14 protein-coding genes are annotated in these 15,071 nt (G+C 50.0%); 11 read left to right on the plus strand and 3 right to left on the minus strand.

Going from position 1 to position 15,071, the window contains the following annotated elements; genetic code table 11:
- Positions 1–73 precede the first annotated feature (73 nt).
- A complete protein-coding gene (locus tag ACEN2G_RS00740; protein WP_442019539.1) occupies positions 74–1,339 on the minus strand; it encodes an HlyC/CorC family transporter in 1,266 nt (421 codons plus the stop codon).
- 82 nt (positions 1,340–1,421) lie between these two features.
- Complete coding sequence (locus ACEN2G_RS00745; RefSeq protein WP_442019540.1) at positions 1,422–2,210, minus strand: cytochrome C assembly family protein; 789 nt, start codon at positions 2,208–2,210, stop codon at positions 1,422–1,424.
- Between the two features lie 143 nt (positions 2,211–2,353).
- Here ACEN2G_RS00745 and ffh point away from each other — a divergent pair, with 143 nt between their 5' ends.
- The 6 genes from ffh (at position 2,354) to ACEN2G_RS00775 (ending at position 7,232) form a co-directional block, all read left to right on the plus strand.
- Positions 2,354–3,742, plus strand: a complete 1,389-nt coding sequence (ffh, locus tag ACEN2G_RS00750) for a signal recognition particle protein (protein WP_442019541.1) — start codon at positions 2,354–2,356, stop codon at positions 3,740–3,742.
- A 184-nt stretch (positions 3,743–3,926) separates the two neighbouring features.
- Positions 3,927–4,178 (plus strand): 30S ribosomal protein S16, encoded by a 252-nt coding sequence (rpsP, locus tag ACEN2G_RS00755; RefSeq protein WP_442019542.1) that lies wholly within the window; start codon positions 3,927–3,929, stop codon positions 4,176–4,178.
- A 25-nt stretch (positions 4,179–4,203) separates the two neighbouring features.
- On the plus strand, positions 4,204–4,725 hold the full coding sequence (gene rimM / locus ACEN2G_RS00760; RefSeq protein WP_442019543.1) for a ribosome maturation factor RimM: 522 nt from the start codon (positions 4,204–4,206) through the stop codon (positions 4,723–4,725).
- 30 nt (positions 4,726–4,755) lie between these two features.
- Entirely contained in the window at positions 4,756–5,505 is a 750-nt protein-coding gene (trmD, locus tag ACEN2G_RS00765; protein ID WP_442019544.1) for a tRNA (guanosine(37)-N1)-methyltransferase TrmD, read from the plus strand.
- Positions 5,506–5,538: 33 nt separating this feature from the next.
- A complete protein-coding gene (gene rplS, locus ACEN2G_RS00770; RefSeq protein WP_442019545.1) occupies positions 5,539–5,916 on the plus strand; it encodes a 50S ribosomal protein L19 in 378 nt (125 codons plus the stop codon).
- Positions 5,917–6,056: 140 nt separating this feature from the next.
- Complete coding sequence (locus ACEN2G_RS00775; RefSeq protein WP_442019546.1) at positions 6,057–7,232, plus strand: MFS transporter; 1,176 nt, start codon at positions 6,057–6,059, stop codon at positions 7,230–7,232.
- A 163-nt stretch (positions 7,233–7,395) separates the two neighbouring features.
- On the opposite strand, the gene mutH is transcribed toward ACEN2G_RS00775, so the two are convergent.
- Positions 7,396–8,073 (minus strand): DNA mismatch repair endonuclease MutH, encoded by a 678-nt coding sequence (gene mutH, locus ACEN2G_RS00780; RefSeq protein ID WP_442019547.1) that lies wholly within the window; start codon positions 8,071–8,073, stop codon positions 7,396–7,398.
- A gap of 674 nt (positions 8,074–8,747) precedes the next feature.
- Between mutH and rppH the strand changes: the two genes are divergently transcribed.
- From rppH to nhaA, 5 genes are all read left to right on the plus strand, one after another.
- Positions 8,748–9,266: an RNA pyrophosphohydrolase gene (gene rppH / locus ACEN2G_RS00785; protein WP_442019548.1), complete on the plus strand. Its 519-nt coding sequence runs from the start codon at positions 8,748–8,750 to the stop codon at positions 9,264–9,266.
- A gap of 262 nt (positions 9,267–9,528) precedes the next feature.
- Positions 9,529–11,805 (plus strand): phosphoenolpyruvate--protein phosphotransferase, encoded by a 2,277-nt coding sequence (gene ptsP, locus ACEN2G_RS00790; protein WP_442019549.1) that lies wholly within the window; start codon positions 9,529–9,531, stop codon positions 11,803–11,805.
- A gap of 218 nt (positions 11,806–12,023) precedes the next feature.
- The gene (gene lgt / locus ACEN2G_RS00795; protein ID WP_442019550.1) at positions 12,024–12,851 is read left to right on the plus strand and encodes a prolipoprotein diacylglyceryl transferase; all 828 of its coding nucleotides are present in this window, start codon (positions 12,024–12,026) and stop codon (positions 12,849–12,851) included.
- 1 nt (position 12,852) lies between these two features.
- Complete coding sequence (gene thyA / locus ACEN2G_RS00800) at positions 12,853–13,647, plus strand: thymidylate synthase (RefSeq protein ID WP_442019551.1); 795 nt, start codon at positions 12,853–12,855, stop codon at positions 13,645–13,647.
- A gap of 177 nt (positions 13,648–13,824) precedes the next feature.
- The gene (gene nhaA, locus ACEN2G_RS00805) at positions 13,825–15,039 is read left to right on the plus strand and encodes a Na+/H+ antiporter NhaA (protein ID WP_442019552.1); all 1,215 of its coding nucleotides are present in this window, start codon (positions 13,825–13,827) and stop codon (positions 15,037–15,039) included.
- Positions 15,040–15,071: the final 32 nt, after the last annotated feature.

The raw sequence follows: 15,071 nt of genomic DNA on the forward strand, positions 1-15,071 counted from the left end.
ATGAGCTATTCCTTAGAATAAATATGGTGTTTATCTTCTAGCTCTTCGCTTCAGGCTTTGAGCTTACGCCCAGCTATTTAAAGTAATGGGGCAACACCCGCACCAATTTAATCATATTGTTTTCTACTTCTAAAATCTCAATCGGATAGCCTGATAATCTCAAGCCAATATTAGCCTCGGGAATTTCTTCTAAGTATTCCAGTATTAAGCCATTGAGTGAGCGGGGGCCATCACAGGGCAGCTGCCAACCGAGCTCTTTATTAATATCGCGAATGCTGGCCGATCCTTCAATTAGGTAGGAGCCATCATCTTGGGGTTTGATCTCATCGCTTAAAGTGGGGCTGATAGTAGTGGTAAAATCACCGACTATTTCTTCTAAAATATCATCCAGTGTCACTAGGCCTTGAATATCGCCGTACTCATCAACAATCAAGCCGATGCGCTCTTTATTGCGCTGAAACTTCACCAGCTGCACGTTAAGCGGCGTGGCTTCGGGAATATAATATAGCTCACGCAGCGCGCGCATTAAGTTGGCTTTGCTAAATTCATCTTTGGCTAATAAGCGCAGCGCATCGCGGGCGTGAATAAAACCTAAGGCATCGTCGATGTTATCGCGATACAACAGCACTTTAGTGTGCGGGCTTTGTAGCAGACGACGACTCATGTTTTTCCAATCTTGAGTAATGTCGATGCCGTAAATTTCATTACGCGGCACCATGATATCGTCTACGGTAACCTTCTCAAGATCTAAGATAGACACCAGCATATCTTGGTGGCGCCGCGGTATGAGCGCCCCCGCTTCATTCACTATGGTACGTAACTCTTCGGAGCTAATGGCGTTATCTTCTTGGTTACGCGGGTTAATACGAAATAACATTAATAAGCCATTTGAGATGGCATTAATCATCCACACCGCAGGATACAGCAGCCACATCAAAGGCTTAAGTATAAAGGATGCCGGAAATGCCACACGCTCAGGGTAAAGGGCGGCGAGGGTTTTCGGTGTTACTTCAGAGAAGATCAGCACCACTATGGTTAAGCCCACGGTGGCGATGGCCACGCCTAAATCGCCGAACAGACGAATCGCAATCAAGGTAGCAATGGCCGATGCCATAATATTGACCAGATTGTTACCGATTAAAATAAGGCCGATTAAGCGGTCAGGGCGCGCCAGTAGTTTCTCAACGCGAATTGCGGATTTGTGATTATTTTGTGCTAAATGACGCAACCGATAACGGTTGAGCGACATCATGCCAGTTTCTGAGCTTGAGAAAAAAGCAGAAAGAATAAGTAAAGCTATCAGGATACCCGTGAGGGTACCCGTGGGGATTGCGTCCAAGCAGGCCGTCCTGTGTCGTAGTCGTAAAAATAAGTCATTAAATTGATGTCATTACTAAGGATTTAGCGCGGGCTGTCAAGTCTCAGCCCAGTAACACCTCGCGTACGAAACGACTGCCAAAGTAAGCCAAGGTCAGTAATAAACTGCCGGCAAGGCTGGTCCAAATGACTTTTTTGCCGCGCCAACCCAAGTGGTGATGGCCCCAAATCAAGCCCACATACACGCACCATGCAAGTATGGTCAGCGCCGCCTTGTGGGCTTTGGTGGGGCTAAACATGTCTTGTAAAAAGAACAAACCGCTGGAAATCGACAACGTCAGTATCACCACACCAATAAAAATCAATCGGAACAGATAGCGCTCCAGCGTCATCAAGGGTGGCAAGGAAGGCAGGTTGGTCAGTTTGTGCGACTTGAGCCGGTGAGTTAAAAAACTCAATAAAATCGCCAACAGCGAGGCAATCGCCAGCAAAGAATACGCCAGCAGGCCCAGCCCTATGTGCAGTAGCACTTCAGGGCGGGTCTCAAGATACATGCTGTAATGGCTGGGTAGCAGCCAGTCTGCCGCTAATAATAAGCCGGCAAAACCATAGACCAAGGGCATGAGTAGCCATACTTTAAAGCGTGCTACTAGCACCGTCATCAGAGCGGCAATAATCAGGCTAATTAATGAGGCAACGTTGAGTATGCTCAGGTTTTGCCCCGGCACCAGTACTATGCCGTTGAACAACCAGAGGCCATGCAGCGCTAAGGCACAGAGTGCTGCCAGCACTGCGGCACGTCCGCGTCTGTGTTGCGGGTTGAGTATATTATGCACACAGGCAAAGGCTGCTAATAAATAAAAAGCCATCGCCAAAATAGCAAGCAATTCCATATGAATTTAAGCCATTAATGGGTGAAATAAGAAGAATTATCAGTATACCCTTAACCCAAAGCATATCGCTACCCAAGGTAGCTTAAGTTCGGCGCATAACTTGGGTATACTAGAGCTAATTTTCGCCAATTGCGGGCTATATCATGTTTGAAAATCTTACCGAAAGGCTATCGCACACCCTGAAAAATATCAGTGGCCGCGGGCGACTGACCGAAGACAATATTAAAGAAACCCTGCGCGAAGTGCGCATGGCGCTGCTTGAAGCAGACGTGGCACTGCCGGTGGTGCGTGACTTTGTTAATCGCGTCAAAGAGCGTGCCGTGGGCACAGAAGTCTCTAAGTCCTTAAGCCCTGGTCAGGCTTTCATTAAGATAGTGAATGCCGAGCTGGTGGCGGTGATGGGTGAGGCTAACGAAGAGCTGAACCTGTCCACCACGCCGCCGGCAGTGATCTTGATGGCGGGCTTGCAAGGGGCGGGTAAAACCACTTCTGTGGGCAAACTGGCTAAATTCTTAAAAGAGCGGCACAAGAAGAAAGTCTTAGTGGTGAGTGCCGACGTCTATCGTCCGGCCGCCATTAAGCAGCTGGAAACCTTAGCCGCCGATTTAGGCGTGGAATGCTTCCCCAGTAATATCGAACAAAAGCCGGTCGAGATTGGCCGTAACGCGCTGGACTATGGTCGTAAGCAATTTTTCGATGTGTTGATAGTCGACACCGCCGGTCGTTTGCACGTCGATGCAGCCATGATGGATGAGATCCAGCAGCTGCATCAGGCCATCAAGCCCATCGAAACCCTGTTTGTGGTGGACGCCATGACAGGCCAAGACGCGGCCAATACCGCCAAGGCTTTCAATGATGCGCTGCCACTGACCGGTGTGATCTTGACCAAGGCTGACGGTGATGCTCGTGGTGGTGCCGCGCTTTCGGTGCGCCACATTACCGGTAAGCCGATTAAATTTATCGGTATGGGCGAAAAAATTGACGCCCTAGAGCCCTTCCATCCGGATCGTATCGCCTCGCGTATTTTGGGCATGGGCGACATGCTGTCGTTAATCGACCAAATGGAACGCTCGGTCGATAAAGACAAAGCCGCGCAAATGGCGCAGAAGCTGAAAAAAGGCAAAGGCTTCGATCTCGAAGACTTTCGTGATCAACTCGTTCAGATGCGTAGCATGGGTGGCATGATGAGCCTGATGGACAAGTTGCCGGGCATGAGCCAGTTGCCGGACAGCGTCAAAGACCAAGTAAATGACAAGATGAGCGTGCGCATGGAGGCCATTATCGGCTCCATGACACCCAAAGAGCGTCGCCATCCAGACTTAATTAAAGGCTCGCGTAAGCGCCGGATTGCTTTAGGCTCGGGCACAGAAGTGCAAGAAGTTAATAAGCTCTTAAAGCAGTTTACCCAGATGCAAAAGATGATGAAAAAGATGTCTGGCAAAGGCGGCATTCGCAAGATGATGGGGCAAATGAAAGGCATGATGGGCCCAGGCGGCATGGGTGGTATGGGCGGCGGTGGCCGTCCATTTTAAGCTAAACCCTTAAAAAATAGTCATTTCGGCTGTTTACACTCTCAGAATTGATAATCTTATCCGCCGCAGCACTGTGCCGATTTGGTTGCAATGCCAGCATATTGGAGTACAATTGCGCGGCTTATTTTAAGCCAAGGTTCGCACTGTTTGCGGCCCTTGTTTGTTCCGTTATATAGAGGACGATATGGTAACCATTCGTTTACAACGTGGTGGCGCGAAAAAGCGTCCGTTTTACCAAGTAGTAGTGGCAGACAGCCGTTACGCACGTGACAGCCGTTTCATCGAGAAAGTAGGCTTCTTCAACCCATTGGCTGCTGGCCAAGCTGAAAAGCTGCGTATCGATCTTGAGCGCATCAATCACTGGGTTGGCCAAGGCGCATCTTTATCTGATCGCGTTGCCAAGTTAGTAAAAGACGCAACTAAAGCTGCGGCTTAAGTCTGAATCAAGGGTGGGAATTAAAGTGAGCGAACCTGTAGTAGTAGGCCAACTAGGCGCCGTTTATGGCATTAAAGGTTGGTTGAAGGTCAACTCCTTTACCGACCAACCAGATGGTATTTTCGATTATCAGCCTTGGCTGATGAGAGTAGGTACTGGCTGGCGTGAAGTTAAGGTTTCGGCCTGGAAGCGCCATAATAACGGTCTTATTTGTAAGCTCGATCATGTTGAGCAGCGCGAAGAAGCCCAACTGTTAACCGGCTCCGATATCGGCGTCAGTGCAGAGTTATTTAAGCCTTTGCCCGCCGACGAATTCTACTGGCGTGACTTGATCGGTTGTCGAGTGCAGAACACCAAGGGCTATGATTTTGGCCTAGTATCGCAGTTGATGGAAACCGGTTCTAACGACGTCTTAGTAGTGAAAGCGAATGCCAAAGACGCCTTTGGTCAACGTGAGCGGCTAATCCCGTTCATCGAAGACCAAGTGATAAAGTCTGTAGATCTTGCAGAACGCATCATAGAAATTGATTGGGAACCGGATTTTTAACTTAAGTTTGCAAGCGCGGAGAAAATCATCATGTGGATAGGGGTGGTTAGCCTCTTCCCGGAGATGTTCCGGGCTGTGTCTGACTTTGGTGTAACCGGGCGGGCCGTTAAAGATGGTCTGTTGACATTTGAATGCTGGAATCCACGAGATTTCGCCCAGGACAAACACCGCACTGTCGATGACAGACCTTATGGGGGCGGACCTGGGATGCTAATGATGGTGCAACCCTTGCGTGATGCGATAGCCGCAGCACGAGAGGCAGCGGGCGAGGGAGCCAAGGTAATTTACCTGTCTCCTCAAGGCCGCAAGTTGGATCAGCAAGGCGTTAGCGAATTGGCCCAACAGCAAAAGCTGATTTTGGTGGCCGGTCGGTACGAAGGAGTGGACGAGCGCATCATCCAAGCCGATGTCGACGAAGAGTGGTCGGTGGGTGATTATGTGCTTAGTGGCGGCGAGTTGCCGGCTATGGTGCTGGTAGACGCGGTGGCCCGTTTGGTGCCGGGTGTATTAGGCGACATGGCCAGTGCGGAGCAAGATTCCTTCAGCGAAGGGCTCTTGGATCACCCGCACTACACGCGCCCTGAACAACTGGCGGGAATGGCCGTTCCTAAAGTGTTGTTGAGTGGCAAACACGCCGAGGTGGCCAGTTGGAGAATGCAGCAGTCGTTAGGTCGTACCTGGTTAAGAAGACCGGAACTATTAAACAACCTAGCTCTGACTGACGCGCAAGAACAACTTCTTGCCCAATTTATCCGTGAACATAACGGATCTAAACAGTAGAGTTTTCAGTTTACCCTAGGTAAAGGAAGTATCATGAGCAAAATTATTAAGCAGCTGGAAGACGAACAATTACGTACCGACATTCCTGAGTTCGGTCCTGGTGACACTGTACGTGTGATGGTACGCGTTGCTGAGGGCGGTAAAGAGCGTCTTCAGGCATACGAAGGTGTTGTTATCGCCATGCGTAATCGTGGTCTGCACTCTTCTTTCACCGTTCGTAAGATCTCTAACGGTGAAGGCGTAGAACGTGCTTTCCAGACTCACAGCCCGTTGATCGGCAGCGTTGAACTGAAGCGCCGTGGCGTAGTACGTCGCGCTAAATTGTACTATCTGCGTGATCGTGCCGGTAAGTCTGCTCGTATTAAAGAGCGTCTTGTTGCACGTGGCACTGCTCCGCGCAGCGCTAAGTAACAGCCGACCGGTTGTGATAAAAGGCCCGCATCTGCGGGCCTTTTTGTTTTCTGATGGTGAGGTGTGAGGGGTAAAGCGTGAGGGGTTACTCCTCACACCTCCCTCTTCACGCCTCACATTTTTACGTTAAGGAAATCTCAATGCCATTTACCGTATGGGGCTTGACGATAGCGCAGGCCTTATTAATGTCGGGCAATATTCTGTTGGTGTCGATCTCGGCCTTAGTGGGGCAAGAATTAGCGGCGCATCCGGCCTTAATGACGCTGCCGATTGCCTGCCAGTTTATCGGTGTAATTTGTGCCACCTTGCCCGCGGCGCACTTGATGCAACGCTTGGGTCGTAAAATTGGCTTTGTGAGCGGCAATTTAATCGGCCTACTCGGGACTTGGGTGGCGCTACAAGGCTTGTTACAGATCAGTTTGGCACTGTTTGCCTTGGGTACCTTCTTGATTGGCATTGCCATAGGTGTGGGCCAGCAATATCGTTTTGCGGCCCTTGAAGCCTGCGCCCAGCCGTTGCACGCTCGGGCTATTAGCATGGTGATGGCCGGCGGCGTGTTAGCGGCCATTATCGGGCCTAATTTGGCGATCCTCTCCCAACACTGGCATCAAGCCAGCCCCTACGCGGGGGCCTTTTACGGTTTGTTTGGTCTGTATGTGCTAGCCATGTTATTGATCATGGCGCTGCCTTTACCTAAGCCCATGCCGATCAATCATGATGCTAAGGTGAGAAGTTATAAGCAGCTGTTTGCTCAGCCTTTATTATTAGCGGCGGTGGCGTCTGGCATGATCGGCTATGGCATTATGGTGCTGATCATGACCGCCACCCCCTTGGCTATGAATCATCACCAGCATGGCTTTGCAGACACGGCCCATGTGATCCAGTGGCATGTGCTCGGCATGTTTGTGCCGTCTTTCGTTACCGGCTCTTTAATTCGGCGCTTCACCACGCGACGCGTGATCTTGTGGGGTTGCGGCGCCTTATTACTCAGCGTGCTGGTGAATCTAACCGGCCAAGGCTTTTGGAATTACTGGTGGGGCTTGCTGTTATTAGGTGTAGGTTGGAACTTCACTTTTATTGGTGCCACGCATTTACTGACTTTTAGCTACTTGCCTGCGGAAAAAGCCAAGGTGCAGGGCATCAACGAATTTATGGTATTTAGCGCCGCCGCCGTGGGCAGCTTATTCGCCGGCCAAGGCTTAGTGCTGCTGGGCTGGGCTTGGTTAAACCTCTTCGCCATCCCGTGGATCTTGCTGGTGGCCTGGTTGATCTGGCGACTCAAAGAGCAGCCCCTAGGTGTGAAGAGTGAGGCGTGAAGAGTAAAGGGGACAAGCCTAGATTAAACCAACAGGAGTAATGCTTTGTGGTCTGTCTGCTTGTTCGGCGGTCATGCGGAGCTGGAGGGCTTAAAATTCCTTTTGTTAGGTTTACCCTTCACTCATTTCCCTTCACTCATTTCCCTTCACACTTTACCGTCACTTACAGCATAAAATGTTTAGCCAACAGGGCCGCAGTAAAACCGGTTTTAAGGTAGAAGCCGCGCGGTAGCGTCATTATGGCTTGGCCTTCTGCGCCAACGGCCTCGGTCAGCGCCTTGCTGTTGGCCGCTTTTGGGCGCAGTTGTAACACTTGTCCATGACGTGCCGTGATGTTTTGAATTTGGCCAAGGCTTATCAGCTCCATGATCTCTTCCCAATCTTGGCGTAATAGCCGTTCTTCTTCTGCACTCGGTTGCCAGCATAATGGCGGGCCTATGATCCGCTCGCCGGGTGGAGTTTGGCGGCTGCCAATGATAGGGATCCACAGCACGCAGGATAATTTGTTGCGCACATTCGAGTCTTGCCAACGCAAACCACTGATCCCCATCAATGGCGCTACACTGACGAAGGTGGTTTCCAGCGGCTTGCCTTGTTCATCTACCGGTATGGTTTTTAGCTCTACGCCCAATTCGGGAAAGTCTTGCTCTGGCTTGGATCCGGCACTGGCGCCTAAGGCCTGCTCTAACAACTGGCCGATCCAGCCTTTATCGCGGCGCAGGTGCTCGGGTACTGTTATGCCTAGCTGCTGGGCAATTTCTGCGAGTGATAGGCCGGTTAACTGCTCTGCATTGTGCAGTAGGGCGGCGCGGTCGTGAGGACGAGTTCCTAAGTGGTACAAAATATAATCAACCCTGATTTTAAAGATGAAAGCTGACTGTAAAGACGGTAATTGATACAAGGTCATGATTTGAAAAGTATTATACCCGAGCTCTGCGGCCGATCATTGAATCACCTATCATATAAGGCTTTTTGCCTATCATAAACAGCCTGTTACACAGGCTTATCCACAGAAATTCTGGATAAGTCGGACCAAGGTCAATTTTATCATTTTAGATTGACAAATTTGCAGCTTATGGCAGTTAAGTTCAGATTGTTAACACTAAGTTCACCTGAATACTGTGGATAACTTGGGTGTGATTGTTTTTTGTACAGTTCAACTTGCTCACAATTGAGAATACTTAAAATACCCTGTGTAAAGATCCAGTTAGATCCTTTTTGTTGAATTTAAAGATATGATTTTATTAACTTAAATTTATCTGACTCTAGGATCATAAAATAAGTTTAACCTATGCTTACTGAGATCATGATCAAGCTATACAGCCTTTATCACAAGCTTATCCACACAATATGGGGGCAAGTGATCCGTCGAGGATCCCTTTTTGTTTATAACTATTGACAGAAACACAAGTTATTCAAAATTAGCTAATTCGGCTATATGCACAGCATCATTTGCCGCGAATAGGGGAATATGGAACAATCCTAGGTATGTTATTTTTTTAGTCTGGTGATTGCGTGATAGATGGCGACGGTTTTCGTCCCAATGTAGGCATAGTGCTCTGCAATCGCAAAGGCCAGGTGCTATGGGCGAGGCGCTACGGCCAGCATTCTTGGCAGTTTCCTCAAGGTGGCGTGGATGACGGTGAAAATCCGGAGCAATCCATGTATCGGGAGCTGTATGAAGAAATCGGGCTTAGGCCTGAGCACGTGACTTTGCTCGCGGTCACGCGCCATTGGCTGAAATACAAGCTGCCTAAGCGTCTGGTGCGATGGGACAGTAATCCGGTGTGCATCGGCCAAAAACAGAAGTGGTTTTTGTTGCGGTTGGAATCAGAGCATGAGTCGCACATTGAGTTTGGCTGTCATGGTCAACCGGAGTTTGATGATTGGCGCTGGGTTAGCTATTGGTACCCGGTGCGTCAAGTGGTGTCCTTTAAGCGTGAAGTGTATCGACGAGTGTTGAAAGAATTTGCGCCTATTGTGATGGCGGAGCAAGGTCGGCGAGACCGAGATCCTCGTAAACGGCCGCGCTAGTCAAAGCAGGTGAGGCGTAAAGGGTAAAGGGGAAAGGGGAAAAAATAGCGCCCAGCGCCGAGCTAAACCGAAACAGGTTTTTTGTCGGCGAACGCTTTTAGTTTTGCGCAGCAAAACTAAAGCTGTAAGTTAAAGAGAAACACGAGAGCGAGATCCTGAAACGAGTTCAGGAACACGGTCAAGGGCAGAAGACCAACAAGCTGTGCTTTACGTATAACGTAAGGCGTTAAACGTATGGCGCAACTTAAAGGAGTAGGCGGCTGTGTTAAAGGAATTGCGGGAAATCGTCCAGCAGGTCACGGCCAGCTCTGATCTTAATGAGGCCATGAATGAGCTGGTGCGCCAAACCCGCTCAGCCATGAACGTCGACTGCTGCTCTATTTATCTGCGCCAACATCCTCAGCAGCACTATATGCTGGCTGCCACCGATGGTTTGGCGGCAAGTGCTGTGGGCCGCGCTAAAATTCCGTTAGGCGAGGGCATAGTTGGCTTGATTGGCGATAAAGAAGAGCTGATAAACCTAGCCGATGCACGCTCGCATCCGCAATTTAAGTATTTACCGGAAGCCCACGAAGACGCCTTTATCTCATTTTTGGGCGCGCCTATCATCCATCAGCGCAAAACCTTGGGTGTGCTGGTGGTGCAGCAAAAATTGGAGCGGTTATTTGAAGAGGGTGAAGAATCCTTCTTGGTCACCTTGGCCTCGCAATTAGCTACCGTTATCGCCCATGCCGAAGCCAAGGGCAACTTACGCTCCCCTAACTGGCATGGCATGCTGCGCGGCTTAGCGGGCTCGCCTGGGTTAGCCATTGGCCGCGCTTGGGTATGGCGGCCGCGTATTGAGCTGGCTCAAGTAACAGAGCGCAAGGCAGACGACCCTGTGTTGCAGCATCAACGACTGGATAAAGTCTTGGTGCAAGTGGAAGATGAGCTGAACGGCATGGCGCTGCGGCTGCAAGAATCTCAAGTCAGTGCATCGGTGGCCGTGCTTGAGGTTTATCAGTACCTGCTCAAAGATCCGCTGTTTATTGCCTTGATCCGCCAACAAATAGATCAAGGCTGGATTGCCGGCAGTGCGGTGAAACGCATCTGTGAACAACAAATTGCCCAGTTTAGCCATATGTCGGATCCTTACTTGCGCGAGCGAGCGTCGGACATTCGCGATCTGGGGCAGCGATTGTTGACGCGCTTGATCCACGAAGACGAAGGCATGCATAGCCTATCGTTAGATGAACCGGTGATCTTGGTGGCCGATGAAATTAGCGCCACCTTAATCGCCGAAATTCCGGCTAATAAACTTAAAGGTATCGTCTCCGCCAAAGGCTCGGTGAACTCTCATGCCGCTATTTTAGCCCGCTCCATGGGCGTGCCCGCTGTGATGGGCATAGATCATAACTTCGAGTTGCTTGAAGACCGTCTCTTGATTGTCGATGGTTATCACGGCGATTTATTGGTGGAGCCGGTGACGTCGGTATTGCGCGAATATAAAAGGTTGATCAAGCAAGAGCGGCAAATGGATCAACTGTTTGCCAGTGTTGGTCATGAGCCTGCGTGCACCTTAGATGAAGTACCGGTCGCCTTGTTGTTGAATGCCGGCTTGAGTGCAAACACCACTATTAGTGCTAACGATACGGTGGAGGGCATAGGCCTATTTCGCACCGAAATTCCTTTTATGCTGCGCGACCGTTTTCCCTCCGAGCAAGAGCAAATCACTACCTATAGACGCGTATTGGCTAATTACGTGGGCAAGCCGGTGTGCATGCGCACCTTAGACGTAGGCGGTGATAAGCAGCTGCCGTATTTTCCCATAGTGGAAGAAAATCCCTTCTTAGGCTGGCGTGGTATTCGCTTGACGCTGGATCATCCCGAAATATTCTTAGTGCAATTAAAAGCCATGTTGCGCGCCAGCCAAGGGCTGGATAACTTATCGATCATGCTGCCCATGGTGACCAATCTCGATGAAGTACGGGCCGCTCGGCGCATGCTAGATAGAGCGTGGCGTGAGGTGTCAGCGGAAACCCCTGAGCATGAGGTGATCCGTTATCCAAGCCTAGGGGTGATGGTAGAAGTGCCGTCGTTATTGTATTTGTTGCCTGACTTAGCGCCGCTGGTGGATTTTTGGTCGGTGGGCACCAATGATCTCACCCAATATTTGTTAGCCGTGGATCGTAATAATGGTCGAGTGGCTAACATTTACGATGCGCTGCATCCGGCGGTACTGCGTGCTTTGCAGCAAATTATTGAGGCGGGTGAGCTATTTGATAAGCCGGTATCGATTTGCGGCGAACTGGCAGGCGATCCGATTGGTGTGCTGATCCTGCTCGCCATGGGGTATCGGCGGTTTAGTATGAACAGCAGCAATATATTGCGCATCAAATACATAGTGCGCCAATCGCGCTGCGACGAGCTAAAAAAGCTGTTAGCCGAAACCCAAGACCAGCAGCGAATGGACTCCATCAAACAGATCTTTGGTCGTTATTTAGAAGAGCGCGGTCTTGGTGGCTTGTTGCGCGGACCTAAGCCCTTCGGGCAGCCGTAAGCTCCTTCAAAGAGCTATCAGCTTTAAGCGGTAACTTAACCCAAGCACAATGTTTTCTGCCGCAGCTTGCTGATGTCGCGCAGCGCTACACATTGGCTTTGATGTTTATCTTTTAGCGCGCTTTCTAACTGATCGCAGCCTTGAGTATTCCTTAAATTCTGGCAATTATCTCGGTGCGATTGCACAATACCCCCTTTTTGTTGTTGCTGGAGAAAGGCATGTCTGAAGGCCACTGGGTGTTCCCCGGTTTCGATCCCATTGCTATCCAAATAGGCCCGCTTGCGGTGCATTGGTATGGCTTGATGTATTTACTTGGCTTTGTGTTTGCTTGGTTAGTCGCCAATTGGCGAGCGGCACAGCCTGGATCCGGATGGACCAAAGACCAAGTGTCTGATGTGCTTTTCTATGGTTTCTTAGGCGTGATCATCGGCGGTCGCCTCGGATATGTGTTCTTCTATCAATTTGATGCCTTCTTGGACGATCCTCTGTATCTGATTAAGATCTGGACCGGCGGTATGTCGTTTCATGGCGGCTTGATTGGCGTGATCACAGCGCTCTGGCTATTTGCCCGTAAGCAGAGAAAAACCTTCTTTGCGGTGTCTGATTTTATTGCACCCTTGATCCCTTTTGGCTTAGGTGCGGGGCGCATCGGTAACTTCATCAATGGCGAATTATGGGGCCGGGTGACCGATGTGTCTTGGGGCATTATTTTCCCTGCCGCCGGTATGCTGCCGCGCCATGCTTCACAGCTGTACCAGTTTGCGCTGGAAGGCGTGGTGCTGCTGATTATCTTGAACGTAGCCTGGTTGTTACGCGCGCCGCGCGGGGCTGTCTCTGGGCTATTTCTCCTCTGTTATGGCCTATTTCGCTTTATGGTGGAATTTGTGCGGGAGCCGGATGCGCAGTTAGGTCTGTATCTGAATATGTTCAGCATGGGGCAGTTGCTATCCATGCCCATGATGTTGGCCGGTGGCATTATGTTGTGGGCCGCTTTTTGCCGCCCTCAGTGGTATACCCGCAATGATTTATTAACGGAGAACAAATAGCGTGAAAGCCTATCTTGATTTAATGCAGCATATTTTAGACAAGGGCGCGGTCAAAGAAGACAGAACCGGTACCGGTACCTTGTCGGTATTTGGTCATCAGATGCGCTTTGATTTGGCCGAGGGTTTTCCGTTAGTGACGACCAAAAAGTGCCATCTCAAGTCGATCATTTATGAATTGCTGTGGTTTTTAAACGGCGACACCAATATCGAGTACCTGAAAGAAAATGGCGTGCGTATCTGGGATGAGTGGGCCGACGACAACGGTGATTTAGGACCGGTTTATGGCCATCAGTGGCGTAGCTGGCAAGGCGCCAATGGCAAAGTGATTGACCAAATTAGTGAAGCGCTACACACCATCAAAACCAACCCAGACAGCCGTCGCATTATTGTCTCGGCGTGGAACGTGGGTGAGCTTGAGCAAATGGCGCTCGCACCTTGTCATGCGCTGTTCCAGTTTTATGTGGTGAATGGCAAGTTGTCTTGTCAGCTTTATCAGCGCAGCTGTGATGTATTTTTAGGCTTGCCCTTTAATATCGCAAGCTACGCGCTGTTAACACACATGATGGCGCAACAGGCGGGGCTGGAAGTCGGGGACTTTGTCTGGACTGGTGGCGATGTGCATCTCTACAGCAATCATCTGGAGCAAACGGCATTGCAGTTAACGCGCCAGCCTTTCGCCTTACCTCGCTTAAAGCTAGCCCGTAAACCCGACTCGTTATTTGATTATGCCTTTGAGGACTTTGTGCTAGAAGACTATCAAGCACACCCGCATATTAAGGCCGCAGTAGCCATTTAACTCAAGATCCAATATGTTATGGGGGCGTTACACAGGAGTGGGCGGTTTCTTTAACAAAAATCTATAATTAACGGCAAAGGTTTTGCCGTCTGCACTAGGTAGTGCAAGGGAATGCCCGTTAGGGATGAGCCGAGTATATTCGGTAGCGGATCGTTGATGAGAAGGAGTCTCTATCATATGGCCTATGTACTAAAGCGTTTTCTGGCAATGGAATCTGCCGGCGGTATTTTGTTAATTATCGCCGCTATTATTGCCATGTTGATGGCCAATACGGGTTTGTCTGATGTCTATCAGAACGTACTAAATACGCAAATTCAGCTGCGCATCAGTAGTCTTGATTTGGATAAAACCCTCGCGCATTGGGTAAATGATGGCCTAATGGCGATTTTTTTCTTGGTGATTGGCCTGGAAGTAAAACGTGAGCTGGTGTCTGGCGCGCTATCGAGCCGAGAAAAAGCCCTGTTTCCGGCGGTGGCTGCGATAGGCGGTATGTTGTTCCCTGCCTTGTGGTTTTTGTTGTTTAACCTTGGCGAGGAGGTTAGCCAAAATGGTTGGGCCATTCCGACCGCAACCGATATTGCGTTTGCGCTGGGCGTGATAGCTCTTTTGGGCAAGCGAGTGCCACTGAGTCTTAAAGTGTTTTTACTGGCATTAGCCATTATTGATGACTTGGGCGCTATCATCATCATTGCCTTGTTTTATAACCACGGCATTTCGATACCAGCGCTGTCGGTCGCGGCATTAGGTATTGGTGGCTTGTATTGGATTAACCGCGCGCAGGTGAAGAATCTGGTGCCGTACCTAATCCTCGGCTGGATAGTATGGGTGGCGGTACTGCAGTCGGGAGTGCATGCTACGATAGCTGGCGTTATTTTGGGCTTTTTGATCCCACTGCATGGTATTAAGTTCTCACCCTCTCAAGAGTTAGAGCGCTTTCTTCATCCTTGGTGTGCCTTTTTTATCTTGCCGCTGTTTGCCTTTGTGAATGCGGGAGTTTCACTTCAGGGCTTGTCTTTCTCTGATCTGGCGGCACCCTTACCGTTGGGTATTATGGCCGGCCTACTGCTCGGCAAACCGATGGGCATATTTTTAAGTGCTTGGTTGGCGGTGCGCTTAGGCTGGGCACAGTTGCCTGCTGGAGTCTGTATGAAGCAGATATTTGGCGTGTCCGTGCTCTGTGGTATCGGCTTTACTATGTCTATTTTCATCGCTTCATTGGCCTTTGCACAAACCCCTGAACTGGCTAATCTATCGCGCTTAGGTATTTTATTAGGCTCTACCTTGGCGGCCAGCTTGGGCTATACGCTCTTGTATCTCATTTTGCCGCAGCAGCAGTTAACGTCGGTGGGGGAAGAGAAAGCTCAATGCGACTCGCAGGTAAAGCCTACCTAGTTTTGCTTTATTAGCGTTAACTTACGTACTTT

The sequence above is a fragment of the Oceanisphaera sp. W20_SRM_FM3 genome (assembly GCF_052119705.1).
GTDB lineage: Bacteria > Pseudomonadota > Gammaproteobacteria > Enterobacterales > Aeromonadaceae > Oceanimonas.

Coding starts and splice junctions, on each gene's coding strand:
- ACEN2G_RS00745 (WP_442019540.1), bottom strand. CDS start 2,210: ATGGAATTGCTTGCTATTTTGGCGATGGCTTTTTATTTATTAGCAGCC.
- trmD (WP_442019544.1), top strand. CDS start 4,756: ATGTGGATAGGGGTGGTTAGCCTCTTCCCGGAGATGTTCCGGGCTGTG.
- rplS (WP_442019545.1), top strand. CDS start 5,539: ATGAGCAAAATTATTAAGCAGCTGGAAGACGAACAATTACGTACCGAC.
- ffh (WP_442019541.1), top strand. CDS start 2,354: ATGTTTGAAAATCTTACCGAAAGGCTATCGCACACCCTGAAAAATATC.
- lgt (WP_442019550.1), top strand. CDS start 12,024: ATGTCTGAAGGCCACTGGGTGTTCCCCGGTTTCGATCCCATTGCTATC.
- ACEN2G_RS00775 (WP_442019546.1), top strand. CDS start 6,057: ATGCCATTTACCGTATGGGGCTTGACGATAGCGCAGGCCTTATTAATG.
- nhaA (WP_442019552.1), top strand. CDS start 13,825: ATGGCCTATGTACTAAAGCGTTTTCTGGCAATGGAATCTGCCGGCGGT.
- rpsP (WP_442019542.1), top strand. CDS start 3,927: ATGGTAACCATTCGTTTACAACGTGGTGGCGCGAAAAAGCGTCCGTTT.